This is a genomic window from Bordetella genomosp. 10, from assembly GCF_002261225.1.
GTDB lineage: Bacteria > Pseudomonadota > Gammaproteobacteria > Burkholderiales > Burkholderiaceae_B > Bordetella_C.
This window is the reverse complement of record NZ_NEVM01000005.1, coordinates 975,147-1,000,045: the sequence shown is the minus strand read 5'-3', so window position 1 is coordinate 1,000,045 and position 24,899 is coordinate 975,147. Positions and strand designations below refer to the sequence as shown.

At 68.2% G+C, this 24,899-nt stretch carries 19 protein-coding genes; 5 read left to right on the top strand and 14 right to left on the bottom strand.

The window, feature by feature from the left end:
- Window positions 1–4 precede the first annotated feature (4 nt).
- The 3 genes from CAL29_RS20680 (at window position 5) to CAL29_RS20670 (ending at window position 2,778) form a co-directional block, all read left to right on the top strand.
- A complete protein-coding gene (locus tag CAL29_RS20680) occupies window positions 5–1,429 on the top strand; it encodes a sigma 54-interacting transcriptional regulator (RefSeq protein WP_094854897.1) in 1,425 nt (474 codons plus the stop codon).
- An 82-nt stretch (window positions 1,430–1,511) separates the two neighbouring features.
- The gene (locus CAL29_RS20675; RefSeq protein WP_094854896.1) at window positions 1,512–2,255 is read left to right on the top strand and encodes a DUF2968 domain-containing protein; all 744 of its coding nucleotides are present in this window, start codon (window positions 1,512–1,514) and stop codon (window positions 2,253–2,255) included.
- Between the two features lie 49 nt (window positions 2,256–2,304).
- Entirely contained in the window at window positions 2,305–2,778 is a 474-nt protein-coding gene (locus CAL29_RS20670) for a DUF1178 family protein (protein WP_256977628.1), read from the top strand.
- A 117-nt stretch (window positions 2,779–2,895) separates the two neighbouring features.
- Here the strand turns inward: CAL29_RS20670 and efp are convergent, their stop codons facing one another.
- From efp to CAL29_RS20655, 3 genes are all read right to left on the bottom strand, one after another.
- The gene (efp, locus tag CAL29_RS20665) at window positions 2,896–3,453 is read right to left on the bottom strand and encodes an elongation factor P (protein WP_094854894.1); all 558 of its coding nucleotides are present in this window, start codon (window positions 3,451–3,453) and stop codon (window positions 2,896–2,898) included.
- A gap of 283 nt (window positions 3,454–3,736) precedes the next feature.
- Window positions 3,737–4,864 carry an elongation factor P maturation arginine rhamnosyltransferase EarP gene (earP, locus tag CAL29_RS20660; protein WP_094856793.1) on the bottom strand — a complete coding sequence of 376 codons (1,128 nt, stop codon included), beginning with the start codon at window positions 4,862–4,864 and terminating at the stop codon, window positions 3,737–3,739.
- A gap of 72 nt (window positions 4,865–4,936) precedes the next feature.
- Entirely contained in the window at window positions 4,937–6,136 is a 1,200-nt protein-coding gene (locus CAL29_RS20655; RefSeq protein WP_094854893.1) for a DUF2863 family protein, read from the bottom strand.
- 244 nt (window positions 6,137–6,380) lie between these two features.
- Between CAL29_RS20655 and CAL29_RS20650 the strand changes: the two genes are divergently transcribed.
- A complete protein-coding gene (locus CAL29_RS20650) occupies window positions 6,381–7,199 on the top strand; it encodes a DODA-type extradiol aromatic ring-opening family dioxygenase (RefSeq protein WP_094854892.1) in 819 nt (272 codons plus the stop codon).
- Window positions 7,200–7,397: 198 nt separating this feature from the next.
- Window positions 7,398–8,372: a Bug family tripartite tricarboxylate transporter substrate binding protein gene (locus CAL29_RS20645; protein WP_094854891.1), complete on the top strand. Its 975-nt coding sequence runs from the start codon at window positions 7,398–7,400 to the stop codon at window positions 8,370–8,372.
- A gap of 19 nt (window positions 8,373–8,391) precedes the next feature.
- On the opposite strand, the gene CAL29_RS20640 is transcribed toward CAL29_RS20645, so the two are convergent.
- The 11 genes from CAL29_RS20640 to CAL29_RS20590 all read right to left on the bottom strand — a co-directional run bounded on the left by CAL29_RS20640 (window position 8,392) and on the right by CAL29_RS20590 (window position 24,624).
- Window positions 8,392–10,149: an ABC transporter ATP-binding protein gene (locus CAL29_RS20640; protein WP_094854890.1), complete on the bottom strand. Its 1,758-nt coding sequence runs from the start codon at window positions 10,147–10,149 to the stop codon at window positions 8,392–8,394.
- A complete protein-coding gene (locus CAL29_RS20635; protein WP_094854889.1) occupies window positions 10,146–12,014 on the bottom strand; it encodes an ABC transporter ATP-binding protein in 1,869 nt (622 codons plus the stop codon). The genes CAL29_RS20640 and CAL29_RS20635 overlap by 4 nt, the downstream gene beginning before the upstream one ends.
- On the bottom strand, window positions 12,015–13,199 hold the full coding sequence (locus tag CAL29_RS20630; RefSeq protein WP_094854888.1) for an MFS transporter: 1,185 nt from the start codon (window positions 13,197–13,199) through the stop codon (window positions 12,015–12,017).
- 4 nt (window positions 13,200–13,203) lie between these two features.
- Window positions 13,204–15,438: a TonB-dependent receptor gene (locus CAL29_RS20625; RefSeq protein ID WP_094854887.1), complete on the bottom strand. Its 2,235-nt coding sequence runs from the start codon at window positions 15,436–15,438 to the stop codon at window positions 13,204–13,206.
- A 138-nt stretch (window positions 15,439–15,576) separates the two neighbouring features.
- Window positions 15,577–16,551, bottom strand: coding sequence for a helix-turn-helix transcriptional regulator (locus CAL29_RS20620; protein WP_094854886.1), 975 nt, complete (start codon window positions 16,549–16,551; stop codon window positions 15,577–15,579).
- Window positions 16,552–16,795: 244 nt separating this feature from the next.
- On the bottom strand, window positions 16,796–19,525 hold the full coding sequence (acnA, locus tag CAL29_RS20615; RefSeq protein WP_094856792.1) for an aconitate hydratase AcnA: 2,730 nt from the start codon (window positions 19,523–19,525) through the stop codon (window positions 16,796–16,798).
- Window positions 19,526–19,875: 350 nt separating this feature from the next.
- Entirely contained in the window at window positions 19,876–20,868 is a 993-nt protein-coding gene (locus CAL29_RS20610; protein ID WP_094854885.1) for a branched-chain amino acid ABC transporter permease, read from the bottom strand.
- Window positions 20,865–21,752 carry a branched-chain amino acid ABC transporter permease gene (locus CAL29_RS20605; RefSeq protein ID WP_094854884.1) on the bottom strand — a complete coding sequence of 296 codons (888 nt, stop codon included), beginning with the start codon at window positions 21,750–21,752 and terminating at the stop codon, window positions 20,865–20,867. The genes CAL29_RS20610 and CAL29_RS20605 overlap by 4 nt, the downstream gene beginning before the upstream one ends.
- A 99-nt stretch (window positions 21,753–21,851) precedes the next feature.
- Window positions 21,852–23,066 carry an ABC transporter substrate-binding protein gene (locus tag CAL29_RS20600; RefSeq protein ID WP_094854883.1) on the bottom strand — a complete coding sequence of 405 codons (1,215 nt, stop codon included), beginning with the start codon at window positions 23,064–23,066 and terminating at the stop codon, window positions 21,852–21,854.
- A gap of 74 nt (window positions 23,067–23,140) precedes the next feature.
- The gene (locus CAL29_RS20595; RefSeq protein WP_094854882.1) at window positions 23,141–23,854 is read right to left on the bottom strand and encodes an ABC transporter ATP-binding protein; all 714 of its coding nucleotides are present in this window, start codon (window positions 23,852–23,854) and stop codon (window positions 23,141–23,143) included.
- A complete protein-coding gene (locus CAL29_RS20590; RefSeq protein WP_094856791.1) occupies window positions 23,851–24,624 on the bottom strand; it encodes an ABC transporter ATP-binding protein in 774 nt (257 codons plus the stop codon). Before CAL29_RS20590 ends, CAL29_RS20595 begins: the two co-directional genes overlap by 4 nt.
- Window positions 24,625–24,899 lie beyond the last annotated feature (275 nt).

Below are 24,899 nucleotides of genomic sequence, written 5' to 3'. Positions count from 1 at the left end.
GCCCATGAACGAACTCGCCATCCACGAGGAGATCGATCTCTACGTCTGGGAAGGATCCTCCGACATCGCCCCGCGGGCCGAGCGCTGCCTGTCCGGCTACGACGTCAGCGTGATCCGCGCCGACGCCGGGCTGGCGTTTCCGCCGCCGCGCGAGGCCGCGCGGCCCGCCGTGGCGCTGGTGTCGGTCACGGTCATGAACGACGCCCGCTTCTCCGGCCACGACTGGCTGGCGGCGCAGGGCATCCCGGTCATCTGGGTGGCGTCCGAGGAACGCAATCGCGATCCTCGCTACTACCCGCCGGCCTATTCGTACACGCTGCCTTTGTCCTTCACCGGCGCGGCTTTGCGCGCGCTGCTGTTCCGTCTGGCGGGCATCGCCCATGCCGCCGACCGCGCGGCCGCCCGCGCGCCGCGCCCGCTGGTGGCGGTGTCCGAGAGCATGCGCGCGCTGCTGGCCGAGGCGCGGACCTTCGCGGATTGCCGCGCCAGCGTATTGATCCACGGCGAAACCGGCGTGGGCAAGGAGCGCGTCGCGCGGCTGCTGCACGATCACGCCTCATGGTCCGCGGGCCCGTTCGTGGCGGTCAATTGCGGCGCCATACCGGAAGGGCTGTTCGAGGCGCATTTCTTCGGCCACGCCAAGGGTGCGTTCACCGGCGCGATCGGCGCCCACAAAGGCTATTTCGAGCAGGCCAACGGCGGCACGCTGTTCCTCGATGAGATCGGCGACCTGCCCCTGTACCAGCAGGTCAAGCTCCTGCGCGTGCTGGAGCAGAACACCGTCACGCGCCTGGGATCGACCGCCGAAATCAACGTCGACTTCCGCCTGGTCGCGGCGACCAACAAGCATTTGCGCGCGCTGGTGGCCGAGGGCGCCTTCCGCGCCGATCTCTATTACCGCCTGGCCGTCATCGAACTCCACGTGCCCAATCTGGAAACGCGCGGGCCGGTCGAGAAGGCCGCCATCTTCAAGGCGCTGCTGGAGCGCTATCTGCCGGGCGACACGGCCGTCGTGCCCGACTGGCTGATAGACCGCGTATCGCGGACGCGCTTTCCCGGCAACGTGCGCGAGCTGTCCAACCTGGTGGAGCGGGTGGGGATCATCCGCCGCCAGTTCCGCGAATGGGACCGGGCGCGGATCGAGCGCGTGTTCGATCGCCTGGAGCAGGGCACGCCGCCGGGGCCCGGCAATGGCGACGGCGCCGTGGCGGGCCGCGAGGCCGAGCCGGCCGCGCGCGCGCCGTTCACGCCGGCCGAGCAAGCCGAGCGCGCGCGCGTGGTCGCGGCGCTGGAGGCCAACGGCTGGCGGCGCCAGGACACGGCCAATATGCTGGGCATCAGCCGCAAGGTGTTGTGGGAAAAAATGCGCAAGTTCCAACTGGCCGAAGGGCAGGGGGAACTGGCGGACGGAGCCGTGGAGGCGCCCTGAGTTTTCCGTTTATCATTGCCGGTCGCCCGTTACTCGTAACAGGCGAAATACAAGAACCATAGCGGGTAGAGAAGAGGATTGCATGAAGCGTGAACCCTTGCGTATCGTGGGCCGAATGTCGGTATTGGCCGGCGTCCTGTCGGGCTTGATGGCCTGCGCCAGCGCGCAGGTTCCGGCCCAGCGTCCCGCCGTGGTCCAGGTGGAGAAGGACGCCAGGGATCCCGCCGCTCCCGTCACCCCGCCCGCCGCGGCCGCCGCGCCCTTGCCGGCGTCCGCCTCCGCGCCGGCGCCGACCAGCACTGTCGCCGAGCTGCAGCAACTGATCCAGTCGCGCCAGGTGACCGAGCTGCGCACGACCTACAACGGCAGTTACGGCGCCAGCCTGTTGTTCAAGAGCGAGGACCTGGCCTATTACGTCGCCTTGTTCCAGCAGAAGAACTTCTGGCGCGTGGTGAAGACGCCCTCGGAAGCCCAGGCCGAATCGACCTATCGGGCATTCGCGCAGCAGTCCGCCGAGCTGGCGTCGGCGGACATCCGGCGCATCAAGCTGCAAGCGGAGTACGCGCACAACGAACGCCTGCTGGCCCAGCGCAGCGCCGAGCTGAATACGCTGCAGGCGGACGCCGCGCTGCGCAAGAGCCAGGAAGCCCAGGTTGCCGCCCGCCAGGAGCAGGCGCGCCAGGAAACCCAGGCCCTGAACGAGCAGCAGCAGGACGTGCGCCAGCAATTGCGCGACCTGCAGCGCCAGATCGATGCCTTGCAGGCGCAGCAGGCCGACGTCGGCCAGTCCGCCGCGCGCGCGAAACGCGCGAGAGGCGGCAGGTAAGACGAGGTCCGGCATCCGTCTCCCTTGGGAGTACGGTATGCTTTACGCCATGAAAGTATTCGACTTGCAATGCGAGGAACACGGCCACGTTTTCGAGGGCTGGTTCGCTTCGCATGATGATTACGACAGCCAGCAGGCGCGCGGCCTCGTCTCCTGCCCGGTTTGCGGCAGCGGCAAGGTCGTCAAGCGCCTGTCCGCGCCGCGCCTGAACGTCGGCCATTTCCGCGAACCGGAGGCGGCGGCGAGCGTGCCCGCGCCGGCGCCGGCCGCGGCCCCGTCCTCCGGCTCGGTGCAGATGGCGCGGCTACAGGCCGCCATCTTCAACCAGGTGCGCGAGATGGTGCGCCGGGCCGACAACGTCGGCGACCGCTTCGCGGAAGAGGCGCGCCGCATCCATTACGGCGAGGCCGAGGACCGCGCCATCCGCGGCACGTCCACCCCCGAGGAACGCGCCGAACTGGCCGAGGAAGGCATCGAAGTCCTCGGACTGCCGGATATCTTCGACGACGAACGCCTGCAATAGCGGCACTAGCGGCACTAGCGGCGCGGTTTCAATAACGGCGCGGTTTCGCCCCGCCGCCCAAATGAACAAAGCCCCCGGGGCCGGGAAGGCGCCGGGGGCTTGTCATGGGATCGCGGATCAGTTCACGCGGCTGCGGTATTCGCCGGTGCGCGTGTCGATTTCGATCTTGTCGCCGATTTCGCAGAACAGCGGCACGTTGATGTCGAAGCCGGTGTTGATCTTGGCGGGCTTGAGCACCTTGCCCGAGGTGTCGCCGCGGACGGCCGGCTCGGTGTAGGTGATTTCACGCACGAGGCTGGTCGGCAGTTCCACCGAGATGGCGCGGCCGTCGTAGAAGACCACTTCCACGGGCATGGCTTCTTCCAGGTAGTTCAGCGCGTCGCCCATGCTTTCGGCTTCGATTTCGTACTGGTTGTACTCTTCGTCCATGAAGACGTACATCGGGTCGCCGAAGTAGGAGTAGGTGCACTCCTTGCGTTCCAGCACGACCACGTCGAACTTTTCGTCGGCCTTGTAGACCGATTCGCTGCCCGAGCCGGTCAGCAGGTTCTTGAACTTCAGCTTGACCACGGCCGCGTTGCGGCCCGACTTGTTGTATTCGGCCTTCTGGACCACCAACGGGTCCTTGCCGACCATGATCACGTTGCCGACTCGCAATTCCTGAGCGGTTTTCATCGATAAAACTCCGGGTATCTTGGGTTGGCCCAGCCCTGCGGGATGGACGCCAAACTTTGGCGTCGCTGGCACCATTGCCACTTCCGCCTGGCCACACCTTCCCGTGCGCCGCGCGCTGTCGTCAGGGAGTCGTCGAAGCCGTATGCGAGATGTGGATCTCTCAGGCTCATGTCCCTCAGACTTGCGTCTCTCAGACTTGAATCCCTATACGGCAGGGGCGTTTCCGTCCACTGATGAGCGGGGCGGCAAAATCGGGAGGTAAATAGCCGCAAAGCCCATGATTCTAACCTTTTTCCCGGTGTTTTGCGCAAAATGCGACCAAGCGCTCAGCCAGGCTGCTCTGCCGCGCGTAATCGTCATCCCAGGCGATGGCGCGCGCGCGCCAGGCATCCCAGGCGGGCGGCGCCAACGCCGCGGCCAAGGCCTGGGCGACCTCGGGACGACCGGCGGCGGCGTCCGCGCAGGCGGGCTGGTTCCAGGCCTCGATGAGGGCGCGCGCCGGCGCCGGCGGGTTGTAGCGCGCCAGCCACGCCTGCAGCTTCTCCAGGTGCGCGTTTTCTTCCTGGACGTAGATCTGCCAGACCAGCGGCCGGGCGGCCCAGGCGGCGCGCAGGAAGGAATCCTCGCCGCGCACGAAATTCAGGTCGGCGCACCAGAGCAGGCGGTCATAGTCGTCCTGGCCGAGAAAGGGAATCCGCGCCACCGTCACGGGACCATGCGGCGCCGCCGCGCCGCCGTCCAAGCCGGGCGCCACCCCTTCGGGCGCCAGCAGCAGCGCCGGGGCGCGGAAGCCTGCCGGCAGCGCCGCGGCGGGCGCGTCGGGATAGCAGAACAAGGTGGCCAGCAGCGCGCCGGCTTCCCATTGCGCCAGGACCGGCGCGGGCAATCCCAGGCCGGCCAGGAAGTCGCGCTGCGCGCCGCGCTGCCGCTGAAAGGCGTCGCGGGCCGCGCTCAGGCCTTTTTCCCGCAACAGGCCACCGGTGTCGGGCGTGAAGCCGGGGAAGAAGAAATACTTCGCCAGGCCGTCGGCCTGAAGGGAAGGCAGGCCGTGGCAGGACGCCACCCAGTCCTCGGCGCTCAGGTATTCGAGGTTCAGCCACAAGGGCCGGCTGGCGCGCATGGCGGCGCGGAAGGCCGGCGGCGGATCGCAGGCGAAGGCCTCGATGACGACGTCGCCGGGCGGCGGCAAGGCCGCCATCGCGTCGTGCCAGGCCAGCAATTCGACGCCGTCTGCCGTCTGCCGTTCGGCGTGGGGATCGGCATGCGGGGCCAGCCGGCAGAACGCCGGCAGGTCGTCCAGCCACAGGCGCACGCGCCAGCCATGCTCGGCCGTCAACTGGCGCGCCAGGCGCCAGCAGACGCCTATGTCGCCATAGTTGTCGACCCGCTTGCAGAAAATGTCCGCGAGCAGGGCGGCGCGAGGTTCAGGCATGACGGGCTCCGCCAGCGAAGCAGCGCGCGATCATGGCCGGCCGCGCCGCGGTCAATGGAAATGGGCGGGGCCGGCCTGCGCGTCCTCGGGCAGTTCGGCGTGCACCATTTCGCCCAGCGGATTGGGGAAATAGGGCGCGCCGCAATCCTCGCAGAAGTCCATGGGCTGAAGGCCCGGGATGCGGCGGACTTCGGTCACGCCCAGGTCCTTGAGCAGGGCGGCGATTTCCTCGACCGGGTTGGCGCCTTCGTGCTCGGTGTCCTCGTCCTCGCGGCCGTAGAGCGGCCAGACGCAGCCGTACATGACGTCGTTGCTGTTGCGGGCGGTGAAGGAAACCCGGTATTCGTCGATGCGGGTCTCGCCGCAGCCGGCGATCACGGCGCGCAGTTGCGCGGGTTGCAGGTTGACGGAGGACTCCAGCCAGTTGACGGCGGCGCGCAGGGCCAGGGGCCGCACGCGGCGGTCGGCCTCGCGGTTGTTGACGTAATAGGCGTCCGGCAGCAGGCATTCGATGCCGCAGCCGGGCAAGAGCGTGGCCAGGGTGGGCTGGGCCTGCTCGACCCATTGCGCCAGACAGCTTTCCCGCGTGGCGCCGGCTTCGCCGGGGTGCTCCTGCCAGCGGAACAGGGGCGCGCCGTGGGGCACGGCGGCCGCGCCCACCAGATAGCGCGTGTCGGCCAGCATATTGGCCGTCTCCGCCTCGGCGTTGAGGGTCGGCTTCATCGTTTCGGCGCCCAGCGCCTGCGAGCCCAGGCGTTGCAGCCAGTGCCAGGTTTCCGAGAAGGTGCGCGGCATCTGGTCGATGCTGACCAGGTGCGGCAGCAGGCTCAGCCGCACGTCGGCGGCCAGCACGTGGCCGTGCAGTTGCGCCGTCAGGGCCTGCAACGCGGGCGCGGGCACCGGGCCGGTGGGAATGGCGTAGCGGGTCCAGGCGACCACGGGGGCGACGAACAGCAGCACGTCGTAGTTGACGCCGTTTTTCTCGATCACCGTCGATTCGGTCAGGGTTTCCGCCTGTTCCACCAGGATTTCGTAGGCGCCCGGCTGGGCCTGCGCCAGATGGTCCAGCGCGGCTTCCAGCGGGGCGTCGTTGCCGGCGCGTAGCAGCTTGGGAATGGCCTGGTTCAGTTGTTCTTCCCAAAAGAGGTCTTCGACGCGGCTGCCGGAGCTGTTGAGCGCGAGCGCCAGCGACACCAGGCGGGAGGCGTCGCGCGTCAGGCGCGGGGGAGTATTGCTGCGGGAGCGGGGCATGGGGGTCTGAGCATCCTGGATAACTGCGTAACCCCATAGTGTAAGGGAAGGCCCGTATCCCGGCGGGCCGGACCCCGCCACGGCGCGGACGCGGGCGCGCCGTCGGGCGCTTCGCCGGGGAAGACAGGCGTCCGCGTTCTCATTGTTGCCAAACATGGAATTTAAAAAAGCATGTGGCCTTATTTATTGCTCATATAAAAACAATCATACTGGCTGCATTCCCTTTGCAGATCAGGAGGCCGCCATGCGCTGGCCCACGCTTTTCGTTTCCCACGGCTCGCCGATGCTGGCGGTGGAGCCCGGCCGCACCGGGCCCGCGCTGGCCCGGTGGGCGCGCGCCTTGCCCAAGCCGGACGCCATCCTGGTGGTGTCGCCCCACTGGATGGGCCACGGCCTGGCCGTGAGCACGCGCGACCGCCAGCAGGCCTGGCATGACTTCGGCGGCTTCCCGCAGGAACTTTATCGCCTCGAGTACGCCGCCCCCGGCTCGCCCGCGCTGGCGCGCCGGGTGGCCGGGCTGCTGGGCGAGGCCGGCGTGGCCGTCCACGACGACCCCAAGCGGCCGCTGGACCACGGCGCCTGGGTGCCGTTGCGCTACCTCTATCCGGACGTCGACGTGCCCGTCGTGCAACTGGCGCTGGACGCCGGCCGCGACGCCGCCGCCCAATACCGGCTGGGGCAGTTGCTGCGGCCGCTGCGCGACGAGAACGTGCTGATCGTCGGTTCGGGTTCGCTCACGCACAACCTGCGCCATGTGCAGCGCGGGCATGGCGCGGCGCCGCTGCCCTACGTGGAGGCCTTCCAGTCCTGGTTCGCCCGGCACGTCGCCGCCCGCGATACGGCGGCGCTGCTGGAATGGGAAACGCGCGCGCCGGGCGCCGCGCACGCTCATCCCAGCGACGACCATTTGATGCCTTTCTACGTGGCCTGGGGCGCGGGCGAGGGGGCCGGCGTGCGTCTGGTCGACGAAGTCGCCTACGGCGCGCTGGCCATGGACGCCTATCAGTTCGGCGAGGTGGAAGAGACTGTTGCGGACGCCGAAGCGACGGCGGCAGCGGCCTGAGGCCATTCCGGCCGGCCCGGGGCGTCCAGTCTCCGGGCCCGCATCCGCGTGTAGCGGTGGATGACCCTCCTCATCCGGGCAGGAAACCCCTAGCAAGGCCGACGTTGACGCTGTCGCCATTGAAAGGCAGAATTTCCCATGTCGTCCGACATCCTATAACAATCAGCGCATCCAGCCCGATGCGCGGAGGAGCACCGCATGTCTTTCACCCGTCGTCATTTCCTGACGGCCACCGGCGCGGTCGCGCTCGGCGCCGCCGCTCCCGTCGTGCGCGCGGAGGCCGCCTGGCCCAACCGCAACGTCCGCCTGCTGGTGCCTTACCCCGCCGGCGGCTCGTCGGACATCATCGCCCGATTCGTCAGCCAACCCCTGTCCGAGGCCTTGAAGCAGAGCGTCATCGTCGACAACCGGCCGGGCGCCAACGGCAACCTGGGCGCCGCCATGGTGGTGCAGTCCGACGACAAGCACACGCTGCTGCTGTGCGACGTCGGCGCGCTGGTGATCAGCCCGTCGGTCTATACCAAGCTGACCTTCGACCCCAACAAGGACCTGCGCGGCGTCAGCATGCTGGCGTATTCGCCCCATATCCTCGCCGTCCATCCCTCGGTGCCGGTCAACACCCTGGCCGAACTGGTCGCCTTGTCGAAGAAGGAGCGCCTGAATTTCGCGGTCACCGCCATGGGCAGCGCGCCCCACGTGGCCGGCGTCGCGGTCGAGCAGGCGACCGGCGCCAAGTGGGAATACGTGCCCTACAAGGGCGGCTCGCAGGCCATCACGGACACCATCGGCGGCCAGACGCAGATCATCATGAACGGCATGCTGGCCACCTTGCCGCACATCCAGAGCGGCAAGCTCAAGGCCATCGCGGTGTCCAGCCGCGCGCGGATGCCCCAAATCCCGAACATTCCCACCATCGCCGAGCAAGGCGTCACGGGCTTCGAATCGGGTACGTGGCAGGGCTTGATGGCGCCGACCAACCTGCCCGAGGACGCCAAGGCGCGCCTGGCCAAGGAAATGGCCCGCATCATGAACCTGCCGGACGTGAAGGCCAAGCTCAACGAGCAGGGCGCCGAGGTCGTGATCATGCCGCCCGCCGAGCTGGACACCTTCCTGGCGGCGGAACGCAAGCGCTGGGCGGAAGTGGTGCGCAAGGGCAACATCCGCCTGGATTGAGCGCGCGCGGCGCGTCCTGTCAGTGCGTTCCGTCCTGTTCGCGCTGGCGGGACCAAAGCCGGGCGTATAGTCCGGCGCGCGCGATCAGCTCCGCGTGCCGGCCCCGTTCGACGATGCGGCCATGTTCCATGACCCAGATGGCATCGGCATGCCGCACGGTATGCAGCCGGTGCGCGATGACGATGACGGTCCGGTCCCGGGTCAAGCTGTCCAGCGCCTGTTTGATCTCCCATTCGTTTTCCGGGTCCATGCTGGCGGTCGCCTCGTCCAGTATCAGCAGCGGCGAGTCCTTGACCAAGGCCCGCGCTATCGCCAGGCGTTGCTTTTCCCCGCCGGAGAGGCCGGCGCCGCCTGGCGGCAAGCGCGTGTCGTAACCCTGGGGCAGTGCTTCGATGAACGCGTGCGCGCGCGCCGCGCGCGCCGCTTCTTCGATACGGGTCCGGCTGGCTTCGGGCGCGCCCAGGGCAATGTTCTCGGCGATGCTGCCCTGGAACAGCATGACGTCCTGCAACACGGTGGACACCTGGCGATTCAGGCAGGCGGGTGACAGGTCGCGCAAGTCCTGTCCGCCCAGGCGGATGGCGCCCGACGCCGGATCCCACATGCGCGCGATGAGCGCCGCCAGGGTGCTCTTGCCCGAACCGGAAGGGCCCACCAGCGCGACGACGCTGCCCGCCGGTATTTCCCCGCCGACATCGTCCACGGCTGGCCGGATCATGCCTGGATGGCGATAGCTCACGTGCTCGAAGCCGAGCGCCGGCGTGGCGACGGCCGCCCCGTCGGCCGGCCATGGCAGCGCCGGTTCGGCCCATAGCCGCCGGATGTCGCGCAAGGTGTCGCGGGCATGGCGCAGTTCGGCCAGGTTCAGGCCCAGGTCGGCCAAGGCCCTGAACAGGCGCAAGGCCACCACCAGGCCGGCGAGCAAGGCCAGCCCGCCGTTTCCATCATTTGCGGCGAGGCCGGGACCGGGCGCCAGCCATGCGGCCCCCGCCACCGCGGTCACGGCCAGGCCCGCCTGCAACAGCGCGCCGAACACCAGCAAGGCGGGCGCGGGCGCGAGTTCGGTCCGCATCTGCTGCGTTTCCAGCGTCCGCAACAGCCCCAACGTGCGCCGCAGGTGCCGCGATGCGGGATCGTAAAGGCGCAACTCGCGCATGCCGGCGATATGTTCGACCACGTGGGCAACCGTATCTTCGCGCAAGCCGGCCAGGCGGGCGTGCGCGCCCGACAGCAGGCGCTGCGACCACGGAATGGCGCAGAAGGCGAGCGGGCCCAGCACGCCCGCCAGCAAGGCCAGCCGGATATCGATCGCGCACAGCAACAACCACAGGAACACGGGCAGGCTGGCGTTCGCCACGCTCAGTCCCCAGGCGCGCGCGGTGATGTCCTGGTAGTGGGCATAGCGGCCCGTCAGCAGTTCGGCCAGGCCCGCCTGCGAACGGCCCTGGCCGGCGAGGCGTCCCATGGGCAACGCGCTCAGGTGATCCGCCAGGCGCAGGCGCGAGTCGGCGACCAGCGCATAGACGCCGCCGAAGTTGGCGATATTGGCGCGCGCCTTGCAGAGAATCAGCAGCAGGGCGCAGGCGAGCAGAATGCCGGCGCAGGCCGCCGCCAGGCCAAGGTCCGGCGGCCGGACGGTCAGGCGCCGCAGCGCGCCATAGAGGCAGGCATAGGGAAGCGATTCGAACAACGCCGCCGCGACGCTCCACGCCAGGCCGCGGCGCAGGCGCGGCTCGGGCCGGCCGGCCAGGTCGAATCCCAGGTCGATCCAGCTCATGACGGGTCTCCGTGCGCCGCGCGGGCCGCGCCGTGGCCGCCCAGGGTCCAGTTCGTGCTGTTCCGGTGGCAGGTCCACAGGGTTTCGTACAAGGGGCAGGTTCGCAGCAGGTCCGCATGCTTGCCGGCGCCGGCGACGCGGCCTTGCTCCAGCACGACGATCCGGTCGGCGCGGCTGGCCTGGCCCAGATCATGGGTCGCCATCAGGACGGTGCGGCCGCGAGTGAGCTGGTCCAGGCCCTGCCGGACGGCATGCGCGCTGTCGGCGTCCAGCGCGGCCGTGGCTTCGTCCAGCACCAGGATGGGCGCATCCTTGAGCAGGGCCCGCGCGATGGCGACGCGCTGGCGCTCGCCGCCGGACAAGGATGCCCCGTGGTCCGACAGCCGGGTGTCCAGGCCCGCGGGCAGCCGCGCACAGACCTCGTCGAGGCCGGCGGCGCGCAGCACCCGGGCGATCTGCCCGGCGTCCGCGCCGGGGCGCGCCATCAGCAGGTTCTCGCGCAAGCTGCCGCGCATCAATACGCTGTCCTGGAAGGCCGCGGCGACCATGGCTTGCCGTTCGCGCGGTGCGATCGCCCGCAAGTCCCTGGCGCCGATATGGATCGTGCCCGCGGCGGCCTCGTGCGTGCCTGTCAGCAGGCCCAGCAAGGTGCTCTTGCCGGCGCCGCTTGGGCCGACGATCGCCGTCGTCTCGCCGGCGGCGAACGTCAAGGTGACGTCATCGAGGAGTGCGCCGCCTTGCGTCCGGCCGTGGACCGCATCGGCCAGGGGCGGCGCAAGCACGCGCACGCCGCGCATCTCGATGCGCCACGGTTGTGGCGCGGCGGCCGCGTCGGAGCCCGGCGCGGCGGCCAGCGTAGTGACCGGCATGTCGGCTGCCGCGGTGGCTGACGCGGCGGCCCGCGCGCCGTCCGGCGTCATGCCGGGCAGCGCGAGGCAATCGGCGATGCGCGCGGCGCCGCCCAATTGGCGCTGCAACGCGCCGAAGGCGCTGAGGACCCGAAGCAGCGGCGCGGTCAGGCCGGCGCCCAGGCTGACGAACAGCAGCAAGGTGGGCAGATCCAGCCTGCCCGACGCATGGAAGGCCAGGCCGGCCGGCAGCACGACCAGCAGATTGGTGGACAGCGCCACGAAGAACGTGGCGTAGGGCAGCGCGGTGCGGCGCGTGACGGACTCCGCCAGCGCGGCCAGCGCATGCACCGAATCGCGCAAGCCATGGAGCGTGCTGGCGATGCGCCCATGGGCCTTGAGGGTCGGCAATCCGCGCAGGTATTCCAGCAAGGCCGTGTTGGCCTGGGTGTCGGCGGCGTGCCAACGCGCGAGCAACTGGTCGAGCCCGCGGAAACTGCGCGCGTGGGCCCAGGCCGCGAGCGGCAGCAGGGCGAGCGAGAGCAGGGTCATGGGCACGCTGACCGAGGCCAGCAGGGCGGCCGCGATCAGGGGGAGCGCCAGGCCCGCGACGATGTCCGGCAGGGTGTGGCCGATTGCGTGCTCCAGTCCGTTCACGTCGTCGATCAAGGTCTTCTTCAGCGCGCCGGTCCGGGCCTGCAGCGCGTGCAGCGGGACGCTGTCCAGATGGCGCAGGAGGCGCGCGCGCAGGTTGCGTTGCAACCGGAAGGCCGCGCGATGCGACGCGATGTTGGCCGCGCCGAAGACCAGCAGGCGCAGGATGCTGGCCGCGAGCATCGCCAGCGCCAGGTGCAGGATCGCCGCGTTTTCCGTGCCGCCCGGCGCCAGCAGCGCCCGCGCCATCCGGTAGATCAGCCAGTAGGGCATCAGCTCCAGCAGCGCCGCGCCGGTGGCGAGCACGCTGGCCAAGGCCAGCAGCCGGCGTTCGCCCCGCAGGAGTTCCAGGATGAAGGCCATTCACGCCGCTCCCGTCGATGCGCCACGCCGCGGCGCGCGCGCCAGCAGCGCCGTGCACGCGTAGCCCAGCGCCGCGCAGAGCAGCGTGCTGGTATAGCCCCAGGCCTGCGCGACGTAACCGCTGGTCGCGAATCCGGCCATGGCGGCCAGCGACATGACGGCCGTCAGCAGGGTCACGTCGGTGGCCGCCTCTCCCGGCCGCGCCAGGCTGTAGAAGTAGGCGTTGAAGGAGACGCTTTGCACGGCCAGGGCGCAGAACACCGCGAGGACCGCGCACAGGCCGAAGGCGCGCGGAGGAAGCTGCGCGTGGAGCAGGGCCAGCGCCAGCAGGGCGGGAGCGAGCATCAAGGCGCCGAGCAGGACGGCGCGGCGCTGCTCGACGCGGCGCATGGTCCAGCCCCACAAGGGACCGACGGTGCTGAATGCGATGAGCGTGGCCAGCGCCATCGCCAGGCCGGCCTGGCCCAGTTCGAAGCCCAGGTCCACGAGCCACGGCGCCGCCATGGAGAAAGCGATGGCGACGCCGAAGCTGGCCGGACAGGTCAGCGCCACGGCGCGCCATAGGCCGGGGCGGCGCATGGTCGCGCGCAGCATCGCCGGCAATCCGGCCGCGGGGACCGCCATCCGGGCGGGTTCTTTCATCAGGAACACGGAGGCCGCGAGCACGGCCATGAGGAGCGCGGCCGAATACAAGGTGGCCGGCCAGCCATGGGCCTGGAGCGACAGCAGTCCCGCCAGGCCGCCGACCGCGTTGCCCAGGGACATGCCCCAGCCCATGGCCGCGGCGCCGTAGCCGCGCTCGGAGGGGGCCAGCGTCTCGGTCGCATAACCCAGGGTGGCGATGCGCTGCGTTGCCGCCACGGCGGCAAGCAGGATGCTGCATCCCAGCAATGCCAGGACGTGATCGCGCGGGGACAAGGCCGCCATGGCGGCGAGCGCCAGGGACGCCGCCAGTTGCATGCACAGGATCCAGCCGCGACGCAGGCCGAGGCGCAGCAACTGGCGACGGTCGACCAGCGGCGCCCACAGGACGTTCAGGGTGAACGCCGCGAACACCACGCCGAACCAGCCGATGACGGCCAGGGACGCGCCGTTGGCGCGCAGCCACGCGGGCACCGCCGCGTAGAGGAAGGAAACGGCCAGGTATTGCTGCCCGGAGAGCAGCGCCAGGACGGCATAGCGCATGGGATCAGTACCGCACCGTCATGCCCAGGCCGACGACGCGGCCATTGCCCACCGTGACGGCCTCCGCGCCGGGACCGTAGTACAGGCCGATGTACTGGGGGTGTTCATCGGTCAGGTTCTGGCCGAACACGTACACGTCCGCGTTGCCGAAAGCCACCCCGATCTTGGCGTTGACGATGGCGTAGCTGTCCAGCTTGAAGTGGCTGCCCACGTCCGCTTCGCGCGAGCCTATGTATTGGTATTGCGCCGCCACGTAAGCGTCGGAGGCGCGGGGAATGCCGATGCTGGCCGCGGGCGCGCGATACTGTACGGTCAGCGCGGCATTGAAGCGCGGCACGCTGGGCACGCGATTGCCGCTGGCGGCCCCGGAGAAGCTGGCGACTTCGTCCGAGACATTGCGCAGGGTGGCGTGGGTGTAGCCGAAGCTGCCCCAGATATCCAGGCCGCGCGCGGCGCGGTAGCGCGCCTCGATCTCCGCGCCGTAGCTGCGCGTGTCGATGGACTTGGGGACGAAGGTGAAGGAGCTGGAGTCCAGCGCCGTCAGGTTCTCGTTCTTGACCGAGTTCAGGAACACGGCCGCGTTCAGGCTCAGGCGGTCGTCCAGCAACTGGTTCTTGCTACCCAGTTCGAAGCTCCAGGAGCGCGACGCGGCATAGGGTTCGTCGTTCAGGCCGCTGACGGTATTGTTCGTGAAGTTGGGGAAGCCGCCGCTCTTGGCGCCGTGCGCGGCGCTGAGGTAGACATTCGAATCGGGCGTGACGTCATAGCCCAGGGAGACGCGGCCCGTCACCAGGTTGTAGCCCAGGCGCCCGCTCTGGTCGTGCGCGTCGACGTTGCCGGGGAAGCCGTTGTTGCGGTAGTCGGCCGAATAGGTCTTGTTTTCGCGGGTGTAGCGCAGGCCGCCCGTGAGCTTCCAGCGATCGTCGCGGCTGATCGGCGTCGTGACTTCGCCGAAGGCGGCATAGCTGTGCGTGGTGTAGCGGTTGTCGCGCCAGCCGTTGGTGGCGGCGAAGAAGGGCGACTGGTAGTAGGAGCGCAGGTGGTAATTGTCCTGGTAGTAATTCAGGCCGGCCACCCATGATGTGCGCGCCTGCGGCAGGCTGGCGAGGCGGAATTCCTGGTGGAACGTATTCTGGTTCTCGTTGTACGTGCTGAAGTCCGTGGCCGGCAGGAAGGCCGACGCCGGCATGCCGAATACCTTGGAGAAGGTCAGCGCCTCCGAGTTGTTGCTCAGGGAGTCGTAGTCGTAGTGATTGAGCGCGGTGACGGACGTGGCCACGACCTTGGCGAACCGGCGCTCCGCGGTGAACGCGATGGCGCCGATCTTGCGGTCGGTGTGCCCCTTGGGATCGAGCGCCACCTCCGGGAAACCATCCGTGTGCTTGAGCACGAAGTTGGCCGGCACGTTGTGGTCTTCCTGGCCGTAGATGCTCAGCGTCAGCTTGGTGTCGGCGTCGGGCGTGGCGACCAGGGAGCCACGCAGCGCCGGACTGGCGGCATCGCCGACGTCGCGGCCCACCAGGTTGCGGACGTCGCCGTCGCGCGCCGTGTACGAGAACGCCAGGCGGCCGGCCAGCTTGTCTTCCTTGAGCGGCCCGGATATCGTCGCCCAGCCGCGCCGGTAATCGCTGCTGCCCACTTCGGCGCCGCCTTCCATCTCGACGGTGTCGCCCGGCTGGCGGGTGATGATGTTGATGGCGCCGCCCTGGGCATTGCGCCCGAACAAGGTGCCCTGCGGGCCCCGCAGCACTTCGACGCGATCCGCGTCGAGCAGGCTTTGGTCGGCTGCGAACAGGGGCTGCGGCACGCCGTCGACATAGACGACGATGGAGGTATCGTCATTGCCCAAGGGCTGCGCCATGGGGCCGATGCCCCGGATCGCCATGTAGGTGGAACGGCCATCCCCCAGCGAGCTGAAGCCCACGTTGGGCGTCATGCGCAGCATGTCTTCGGCCGTGCCGATGCGCAGGTCCCGCAGTTCGAAGCCTTCCAGGGCGCTGACGGCCACCGGCACATCCTTCGCGGACTCCAGCCGTTTGCGCGAGGTCACGTAAACCGTCGGCAGCTCGGTGCCCGTCGCGCCGTCCCGTGCCGCGGCGGTCGTGCTGGATGCGGCCGTGGCCTCCTGCGCGCGCACTTGCGCGGCGCAGGCCGCCAGCGCCGCGATGAGCGCGGCATGCAGAATGACGGGGCGCAGCGCCGCGCGCGGCGCGCACGGCAAGGTGAAAGAGTGACTCATCGTAATCTCGGCAGGACCGCGGTTGCGGCGCGCCCATGCGCGCCGGCCGCAGCGCTATTCTGATTTCAAGATGAGAACGAGTGTTGTTTAGCGGCTATGCGCGAAGCCGGGACCCCTATGCGCGCGGCCGGGGCGGGGTCAAGCCTGCGAAGGCGCCGCGCCGAACTTGCGCCGGAAAGCCGTGGCGAAATTGGTCGGGTGCCGGTAGCCCGCGTAGTAGGCGGCCTGCTTCACGCTCCAGCCTTCATGGAGCAGGCCGTGGCGCGCGCGATCCAGTCGCCGGGCGCGCAGGAATTCGAACACGCTGCAACCGATCACCTGGGGAAAGCGCAGCTTCAGCGTGGTCACGCTGACGCCGGCTTCGCGCGCCAGCGCGCCGAGGGTGTGCGCGGCCTCGGGTTGCGCCATCAGCAGGTCGCGCACATGCAGCATGCGTTGCCGGTCGCGCGGATGAACCGCCTGCGTTTCGCCGCCGGGCCCCGCGCCGGCTTCGATTAGCTGGAAGGCCCGCGCCAGCAAGGCCAGCGCGGCGCTCTCGCGCAGCAAGGCCGAGATCGCACCGCCCGCGTCGTCCATGGACAGGGCCGCGGCGGACGCCGAACCGAAGCCGCGGCCGGCGTCGAGGGGAAGGGCTTGCGTGCGCCGCAACGCGGCTTGCAATTGATCCGCCAGGACGTCGTCGAGGATTTCATCGGGCACGGCCTGCACGACGAAGGTCCTGCTGCGTTCGCCGCGCCGCTGCGTTTCGATGAGATTGGCATGTTCGTGCACCGCCAGTACGCCGGCCTGGGCCATGCCGTCTCGCGGCCGGGCCGCGGCGCCATGCCGCCAGCGCAGTTGCGCGCCGTCGAGCATCACGAAGGCGGTCAGCGAGCGTGGCAGATCGGCGGTACGGACCTGGTCGCACGCGCCGCGCAGATCGCTGCGGCAAAGGCGGATGCCGCTGGCCAATTGCTGCGCCTCGATCGTCCCCCGCGCCAATACCGGCGCCTTTGGCGTTGCGCCGGCGGGGCGCTGCAATTGGACGCTGGCGCCATAGCCCCAGGCGCGCGCGATGGCGCCGAGCCGGTCTTCCGAACATGGGGCGCGGGAGGAAGTGGAGGGCGAAGGCATCGGGCGCAGACCTGTAAATAGGAATTATTATCAATAATAGGAGGGGCCCGTCCTTCTGGCAAGTGCTCGTATCGGCAAAAGTACCCTATCGGCAAGCATGAAAAAGGGCTGGGAGCTTTAGCTCCCAGCCCTTTGTGCCAGACTGGCTCGTCGGACGAGTCGTTGGCCCGGGTTCTCGGCCCGGGTTATCGGCCCGACCCCCGGCTCCGCCCGCCGACGGCGTTTCCGCTGGCGGCCGTTCGGCTCAAGCAGCCGCTTCCGCCGACGGCTCGTTCGCCAGCAACTGGCGCAGCACGAAGGGCAGGATGCCGCCGTGCTTGTAGTAGTCGACCTCGATCGGCGTGTCGATGCGCAGCAGCACCTGCACGTCGCGCTTGGAGCCGTCCTTGCCGTGGATGGTCAGGGTGACGTCCTGCTGCGGGCGGATGCCGTTTTCCAGGCCGCTGATGTCGAAGGTTTCCTCGCCGGTCAGGCCCAGCGACTGCACGCTGTCGTTGCCCTTGAACTGCAGGGGCAGCACGCCCATGCCGACCAGGTTGCTGCGGTGGATGCGCTCGAAGCTGCGCGCCACCACGGCCTTCACGCCCAGCAACTGGGTGCCCTTGGCGGCCCAGTCGCGCGACGAGCCCGTGCCGTACTCTTCGCCGCCGAACACCACCGTCGGGGTGCCCGCCGCGATGTACTTCATGGCCGCGTCATAGATCGACATCTGTTCGCCGGAGGGCTGGTACAGCGTCTCGCCCCCTTCGAAGCGGCTGCCGTCGGCCAGCGGCGGAATCATCAGGTTCTTGATGCGCACGTTGGCGAAGGTGCCGCGCATCATGATCTCGTGATTGCCGCGGCGCGAGCCGTAGCTGTTGAAGTCGGCCTTCGAGACGCCGTGCTCCTTCAGCCACTTGCCCGCCGGCGAGCTTTCCTTGATGGAGCCGGCCGGCGAGATGTGGTCGGTGGTCACCGAGTCGCCGAAGATGCCCAGCGCGTGGGCGCCCTTGATGACGGGCATGGCACCCGGCTCCATGCCGAAGCCCTGGAAGAAGGGCGGCTCGGCGATGTAGGTCGAGGTGGGCCAGTTGTAGATCTCGCCGCTGACGCCCTTGATCTTCTCCCACAGTTGGCCGGGGTTGGACTTGACCTGGCCGTAGTTGGCCTGGAAGCCGGCCGGATCCAGCGCGTACTTCAGCAAGGCCTGGACTTCCTCGGTCGAGGGCCAGATATCGCCCAGCCAGACGTCGCCCTTGCTGCCCTTGCCGACCGGCTCGGTCATCAGGTCGCGCGTGACGGTGCCGGCCAGCGCATACGCCACCACCAGCGGCGGCGAGGCCAGGAAGTTGGCCTTGATGTTCGGGTGGATGCGCGCTTCGAAGTTGCGGTTGCCCGAGAGCACCGCCGCGCACACCAGATTGTCGTTGATGATGGCTTCGTTCAGGTCCGCCGTCAGGTCGCCGGCGTTGCCGATACACGTGGTGCAGCCGTAGGCGGCGACGTCGAAGCCCAGCTTTTCCAGGTAGGGCAGCAGGCCCGTCTTGGTCAGGTATTCGGTGACCACGCGCGATCCGGGGGCCAGCGAGGTCTTGATGTGCTTGGGCACCTTCAGGCCGGCTTCCACCGCCTTCTTGGCCAGCAGGCCGGCGGCCAGCATGACGCTGGGGTTGGAGGTGTTGGTGCAGGAGGTGATGGCGGCGATCAGGATGTCGCCGTTCCTGACCTTGGTGCCGGCGCTGGTGGTGAACACCTGCGTCAGTTTCTCGGCCGGCTGGTTGAAGCCGTTCTCGGCGACCGGCTTGGAGAACAGGTCGATGAAGGTGTTCTTGACGTTGCCGATCTCGATGCGGTCCTGCGGGCGCTTGGGGCCGGCCAGCGAGGGCGCCACGGTGGACAGATCCAGCGTCAGCAGCTTGGAGAAGGAGATGTCCTTGGCCTTGGGCACGCCGAACATCTTCTGCGCCTTGAAATAGGCCTCGAAGGCGGCGATTTCCTCTTCCGTGCGGCCGGTGCCCTTGAAGTATTCGATGGTGCGCTCGTCGACCGGGAAAAAGCCCATGGTCGCGCCGTATTCCGGCGCCATGTTGCCGATGGTGGCGCGGTCGGTGACCGACAGGCTGGCGGTGCCTTCGCCGCAGAATTCGACGAATTTGCCCACCACCTTTTCCCGGCGCAGCATTTCGGTGATGGTCAGGACCAGGTCGGTGGCGGTCACGCCGCCGCGCAGCTTGCCCTTGAGCTCCACGCCGACCACGTCGGGCGTCAGGAAGTACACGGGCTGGCCCAGCATGCCGGCTTCGGCCTCGATGCCGCCCACGCCCCAGCCGACCACGCCGATGCCGTTGATCATGGTGGTGTGGCTGTCGGTGCCCACCAGCGAATCGGGGTAGTAGACGTTATTGGCCTTGTCCCTGTGCACGCCGCGCGCCAGGTATTCGAGGTTGACCTGGTGGACGATGCCGAAGCCCGGGGGGACCACGCCGAAGGTGTCGAAGGCCTGCATGCCCCACTTCATGAACTGGTAGCGTTCCTGGTTGCGCTGGAACTCCAGTTTCATGTTCAGGTCCAGCGCCTTGTGGGTGCCGAAATAGTCGATCATCACGGAGTGGTCGACCACCAGGTCCACCGGCACCAGCGGCTCGATGGCCTTGGGATCCTTGCCCATGGAGGCGGCCACGGACCGCATGGCGGCGATGTCGGCCAGCAGCGGCACGCCGGTGAAGTCCTGCAGCACCACGCGCGCCACCACGAAGGGGATTTCTTCCTCCCGCTTGGCGTTCGGCTGCCAGTTCGCCAACTGCCTGACATGCTCCTCGGTCACTTTCTGGCCGTCGCAGTTGCGCAGCACCGATTCCAGCACCACGCGCAGCGAGACGGGCAGGCGCTGCACGTCGACGCCCAGGGCCTTGCCCAGCGCCGGGAGGGAGTAGTACTGACAGGACTTGCCACCGATCTTGAAGGTCTTGAGAGTGTCGAGCGTGTTATGCGGCATGATGGACTCCATGTTTGTTGTCCGCGAAAAGCTGCCATTTTCAGGCGTTTCAGCGGGCTTGTCATCTGGATGGGACGACGGCCCGCCGGCGGCGCTTCGGACAGGGGATCGCCCCTGGTCTTGTGTCTTATATAAGACTTCCGTAGACCCTATTTTGCGCCAATTTTGCCGATGGCGCGAACGTCGGGGCGGACGTGGCCGGCAGCGCTGCCGGCCGGCGTCCAAATGGCCGCGACGCCCGCAAGTGGCTTGCCCGGGCGGAATCTTTTAATCGTAGCCGGGCTTCGTGACAAACGCCATCGCGCGGGCGCGCCGGCGGAAACCGGCGCCCCATCCATGCGCCTTGCGTCCTAGGCGGCCGGCGTGCGCGCGGGGCGGCGCTTCTGCATCAGCGCCTGCAGTTCGCCGGCGATGCCGCGGCGGAAAGCCATCACGCAGATCACGAAGATCAGGCCGATCACGATGGTGACCGATTCGCCGAGTTGGCTGAACCAGTCCACGCCGGTCCAGTCGGCCAGGGCCTGGCCGAAATCGCCCACCTTGTTCTCCAGCAGCACGACGATGAAGGCGCCGATCACCGGTCCGAGGAAGGTCCCCATGCCGCCGATCAGCGTCATCAGGATCACCAGCCCCGACATCTGCCAGGTGGCGTCGGACAGCGTCGCCGACACGAACACCAGGGTCTTGGCGGACCCGGCCAGGCCGGCGAGGGCGGCCGACAGCACGAAGGCCAGCAGCTTGAAGCGCTCGACGTCGTAGCCCAGGGAAATCGCGCGCGGCTCGTTTTCCCGCAAGGCCTTGAGCACCTGGCCGAAAGGCGAGTTGATGGCGCGCCAGATGATGGCGAAGCCGATCACGAACAGGCCGAACACCAGGTAGTACAGGTTGATGTCCTTGCTCAGGTCGATGAAGCCGAACAGGTGCCCGCGCGGCACGTTCTGCAGGCCATCCTCGCCGCCGGTGAAGTGGGCCTGGAGGAAGAAGAAGAACACCATCTGCGCCATCGCCAGCGTGATCATGGCGAAGTAGATGCCGCTGCGGCGGATGGCCAGGGCGCCCACGACCAGGCCCAGCAGCGCCGCGACCGCGACGCCGAAGATCAGCCCCGCCTCGGTGGGCAGGCCCCACGCCTTCAGCGCGTAGCCGGTGGCGTAGGCGGCGGTGCCCAGGAAGGCCGCGTGGCCGAAGGACAGCAGGCCGGTGAACCCCAGCAGCAGGTTGAACGCGCAGGCGAACAGCGCGTAGCACATCACCTTCATGGCGAAGATGGGATAGACGCCCAGGAAAGGCAGCAGGGCCAGGAGGACGGCCAGGACGACATAGGCGGCGATTTGGCGATTCATTTCTCTTTCCCGAACAGGCCGGCGGGACGCAGCAGCAGGACGATGGCCATGATGATGAACACCACGGTGCTGGAGGCTTCGGGCCAGAAGACCTTGGTCAGGCCCTCGATCACGCCCAGCCCCAGGCCGGTCAGGATGGATCCCAGGATGGAGCCCATGCCGCCGATCACCACCACCGCGAAGACCACGATGATCAGGTTCGAGCCCATCAGCGGGGAAATCTGCAGCACCGGCGCGGCCAGCACGCCGGCGAAGCCGGCCAGGGCCACGCCGAAGCCGTAGGTCAGCATGATCATGCGCGGCACGTTGACGCCGAAGGCCTCCACCAGGCGCGGGTTCTCGGTGCCCGCGCGCAGCAGCGCGCCCAGGCGGGTGCGTTCGATGACGAACCAGGTGCCCAGGCAGACCACCAGCGACGCGATCACCACCCATGCGCGGTAGTTGGGCAGGATCATGAAACCCAGGTTGGTGGCGCCGCGCAGCGCGTCGGGCGGCGGGTAGGGCTGGCCGGAGACGCCGTAGACGCTGCGGAACAGGCCTTCGATCAGCAGGGTCAGGCCGAAGGTCAGCAGCAGCCCGTAGAGATGGTCGAGCCGGTACAGGTGGCGCAGCAGCAGCCGTTCGATGACGATGCCGAAGATGCCTACCGCGATCGGGCCCAGGATGAGCATGACCCAGTAGTTCAGGCCCAGGTAGTTCATGCCCGCCCAGGCGGCGAAGGCGCCCATCATGTAGAGCGTGCCGTGGGCGAAGTTGATTACGTTCAGCAAGCCGAAAATGACCGCCAGCCCCAGCGAGAGCATGGCGTAGAACGAGCCGTTGACCAACCCCAGCAGCAATTGGCCCATCAGGGCCTGCAAGGGGATGCCGAAGATTTCCGTCATCGTGTGCGTTTCCTGCGCGCCCGCGTGGATGGCGGGCGGTTGAACAAGCGTAGACGCGCCGCCGCGCCGGGTGGGCGTGGCGGCGCGCAATGGGCCGGGTTATTTCTTGACCAGCTTGCAGGTGGATTCGGACAACTTGGTGTAGACCTCGTCGCCCGGCAGCGTGGCGACCACCTTGTAGTAGTCCCAGCGGCCCTTCGATTCCTTGGGCGTCTTCACCTGCATCAGGTACATGTCGTGCACCATGCGGCCGTCCTCGCGGGTGTAGCCGTTCTTCACGTACATGTCGTTGAGCTTGTTCGACTTGAACCACTTCATGATGCCGTCGGCGTCGTCGCTGCCGGTGGCCTTGACCGCCTTCAGGTAGTTCGCGACCGACGAGTAGTCGGCGGCCTGCAGGCTGGACGGCTTGCGGCCGACCTTGGCCTCGAACTTCTTGGACCAGGCGCGCGCCTCGTCGGACTGGTCCCAGTACCAGCTATCGGTCAGGTACATGTTCTGCGTGGCTTGCAGGCCCAGCGAGTCGACGTCGTTGATGAAGACCAGCAGGCCCGCCATCTTCATGGTCTGGGTGATGCCGAATTCGTTGGCCGCCTTGACCGCGTTGATGGTGTCGCCGCCGGCGTTGGCCAGGCCCAGGATCTGCGCCTTGGACGACTGCGCCTGCAGCAGGAAGGACGAGAAATCGGAGGCGCCCAGCGGCGCGCGCACGCTGCCCTTGACTTCCCCGCCCTCGGCTTTCACCACGTTGGCGGTGTCGCGCTCCAGGGCGTGGCCGAAGGCGTAGTCGGCGGTCAGGAAGAACCAGGTCTTGCCGCCGTTCTTCACCACCGCCGAGCCGGTGCCGCGGGCCAGGGCCACGGTGTCGTAGGCATAGTGGACGGTGTAGGGCGAACATTGGGCGTTGGTCAGGTCGGACGCGCCCGCGCCGATGGCGATGAAGGGCTTTTTCTTCTCCGCGGCGACCTGGGCCATGGCCAGGCTGGTGGAGGAGTTGGTGCCGCCGATCAGGACGTCGACCTTCTGCTGGTCGAACCATTCGCGGGCGCGCGCCGAGGCGACGTCCGCCTTGTTCTGGTGATCGGCCGTGACCAGTTCGATCTTCTTGCCGTCGATGTTGCCGCCGGCATCCTCGATGGCCATCTTGATGGCCTCGACGCCGCCCTTGCCGTCGATGTCGGAATACACGCCGGACATGTCGGTGATGAATCCGATGCGGATCACGTCATCGGAAATCCCGGCGGCTTGCGCGGGCAGGCCCATTGCGCCGAGGCCGGCCAGGGCCAGTGCGGCCGTTAGGGTGTGCAGCTTCATGGTTGACTCCTCTCCCTTTTGTAAGGGGGTGCCGGTCGTGCCGGCGGGTGGCAGGTTAAGGGTTCGATGACCTTTTAGACGCCCAGCAGTTCGTTGAGCGTTTCCTGTTTTTCAGTGAGTTGCGCCGCATCGAAGTGTTCGATGATCTGGCCGTGCTCCATGACGTAGAAGCGGTCGGCCAGCGGCGCGGCGAAGCGGAAATTCTGCTCCACCATGACGATGGTATAGCCGCGTTGCTTCAATGCGGTGATCATGCGCCCCAGCGCCTGCACGATGACGGGGGCCAGGCCTTCCGAAATCTCGTCCAGCAGCAGCAGGTTGGCGCCGGTGCGCAGGATGCGCGCGACCGCCAGCATCTGCTGTTCGCCGCCGGACAGGCGGGTGCCCGGCGAGTGGCGGCGCTCGTGCAGGTTGGGGAACATTTCATAGATTTCCGCCAGCGACATGCCGCCGCCCAGCGCGCCGCCCACCGGGGGCGGCAGCAGCAGATTCTCCTCGCAGCTCAGGCTGGCGAAGATGCCGCGTTCCTCGGGGCAGTAGCCCACCCCCAGGTGGGCGATGCGGAAGGTGGGCATGCCGGCCGACTCGGTGCCGTTGATGCGCACCGAGCCCTTGCGGCTGCCGGTCAGGCCGAGCACGGCGCGCAGGGTGGTGGTGCGGCCGGCGCCGTTGCGGCCCAGCAGCGTCACCACTTCACCCTGGTTCACCTTCATGTTCACGCCGTGCAGGATGTGCGATTCCCCGTACCAGGCGTGCAGGTCGCTGATTTCCAGCGCGGGCGCGTTCATGCGTGCGCTCCTTGCAGTTGTCCTTCGGTGCTGCCCATATAGGCTTCCATGACGGCCGGATTGCTCGCCACCTCGGCATAGTTGCCTTCGGCCAGGACGGCCCCCCGCGCCAGCACCGTGATGCGGTCGGCGATGGAGGACACCACGTTCATATTGTGTTCCACCATGAGGATGGTGCGGCCCACGCTGACGCGCTTGATCAGGCGCGTGACGCGGTCCACGTCCTCGTGGCCCATGCCCTGCGTCGGTTCGTCCAGCAGCATCAGCTCCGGCTCCATCGCCAGCGTGGTGGCGATTTCCAGCGCGCGCTTGCGGCCGTAGGGCAGGTTGACGGTGGTCTCGTCGGCGAAGGCGCCCAGGTCGACCTGTTCCAGCAGTTCGCGCGCCGGCGCGTCCAGCGCATGCAGCGTCTTCTCGCTGCGCCAGAAGTGATAGGACAGGCCGGTCTTGCGCTGCAGGCCGATGCGCACGTTTTCCAGCACGCTCAGGTGCGGGAACACCGCCGAGATCTGGAAGGAGCGGATGATGCCGCGCCGCGCGATCTGCGCCGGGCGTTCGCCGGTGATGTCCTGGCCGTTGAAGAGTATCTTGCCGGCGCTGGGCGCCAGGAACTTCGTCAGCAGGTTGAAGCAGGTGGTCTTGCCCGCGCCGTTGGGGCCGATCAGGGCATGGATATGCCCGCGCCGCACCCGCAAATCAACGCCTTTCACCGCAACGAAGCCACGAAACTCCTTGGTAAGGGCCTGTGTCTCCAGGATGGTGTCGTCCATGTCGTAGCACCACATTAATATTTGTTGCCGGCGAGTATGCGGACGGGCGAAGCAAAATTCTATGGGGGTTTTACATAGGTTCAAATCCGCCGGAATGGTGCTGCGATGGTGCGGCGCGCCGAACCGCGGCGCGGCCTGCGACGCCGTTGACCGCCGGGCGCTGTTGCGGCGCAAGGCGCGCGGGGACGCCGTTCGCGCGGCCCGGCGCCGGCGGCCCGGGTTTTTCACCGGGGGCGCGCCGGCGCTAATTACCTATTTGTATAAAGGGATGGATC

Excerpts from the sequence above, each read along its gene's own strand:
- acnA (WP_094856792.1), bottom strand. The coding sequence starts at position 19,525 with ATGCCGCATAACACGCTCGACACTCTCAAGACCTTCAAGATCGGTGGC.
- CAL29_RS20645 (WP_094854891.1), top strand. The coding sequence starts at position 7,398 with ATGTCTTTCACCCGTCGTCATTTCCTGACGGCCACCGGCGCGGTCGCG.
- CAL29_RS20590 (WP_094856791.1), bottom strand. The coding sequence starts at position 24,624 with ATGGACGACACCATCCTGGAGACACAGGCCCTTACCAAGGAGTTTCGT.
- CAL29_RS20605 (WP_094854884.1), bottom strand. The coding sequence starts at position 21,752 with ATGACGGAAATCTTCGGCATCCCCTTGCAGGCCCTGATGGGCCAATTG.
- CAL29_RS20595 (WP_094854882.1), bottom strand. The coding sequence starts at position 23,854 with ATGAACGCGCCCGCGCTGGAAATCAGCGACCTGCACGCCTGGTACGGG.
- CAL29_RS20675 (WP_094854896.1), top strand. The coding sequence starts at position 1,512 with ATGAAGCGTGAACCCTTGCGTATCGTGGGCCGAATGTCGGTATTGGCC.
- CAL29_RS20670 (WP_256977628.1), top strand. The coding sequence starts at position 2,305 with ATGAAAGTATTCGACTTGCAATGCGAGGAACACGGCCACGTTTTCGAG.
- CAL29_RS20655 (WP_094854893.1), bottom strand. The coding sequence starts at position 6,136 with ATGCCCCGCTCCCGCAGCAATACTCCCCCGCGCCTGACGCGCGACGCC.
- CAL29_RS20600 (WP_094854883.1), bottom strand. The coding sequence starts at position 23,066 with ATGAAGCTGCACACCCTAACGGCCGCACTGGCCCTGGCCGGCCTCGGC.
- CAL29_RS20620 (WP_094854886.1), bottom strand. The coding sequence starts at position 16,551 with ATGCCTTCGCCCTCCACTTCCTCCCGCGCCCCATGTTCGGAAGACCGG.
- efp (WP_094854894.1), bottom strand. The coding sequence starts at position 3,453 with ATGAAAACCGCTCAGGAATTGCGAGTCGGCAACGTGATCATGGTCGGC.
- CAL29_RS20650 (WP_094854892.1), top strand. The coding sequence starts at position 6,381 with ATGCGCTGGCCCACGCTTTTCGTTTCCCACGGCTCGCCGATGCTGGCG.
- CAL29_RS20635 (WP_094854889.1), bottom strand. The coding sequence starts at position 12,014 with ATGGCCTTCATCCTGGAACTCCTGCGGGGCGAACGCCGGCTGCTGGCC.
- CAL29_RS20630 (WP_094854888.1), bottom strand. The coding sequence starts at position 13,199 with ATGCGCTATGCCGTCCTGGCGCTGCTCTCCGGGCAGCAATACCTGGCC.
- CAL29_RS20680 (WP_094854897.1), top strand. The coding sequence starts at position 5 with ATGAACGAACTCGCCATCCACGAGGAGATCGATCTCTACGTCTGGGAA.
- CAL29_RS20610 (WP_094854885.1), bottom strand. The coding sequence starts at position 20,868 with ATGAATCGCCAAATCGCCGCCTATGTCGTCCTGGCCGTCCTCCTGGCC.
- CAL29_RS20625 (WP_094854887.1), bottom strand. The coding sequence starts at position 15,438 with ATGAGTCACTCTTTCACCTTGCCGTGCGCGCCGCGCGCGGCGCTGCGC.
- CAL29_RS20640 (WP_094854890.1), bottom strand. The coding sequence starts at position 10,149 with ATGAGCTGGATCGACCTGGGATTCGACCTGGCCGGCCGGCCCGAGCCG.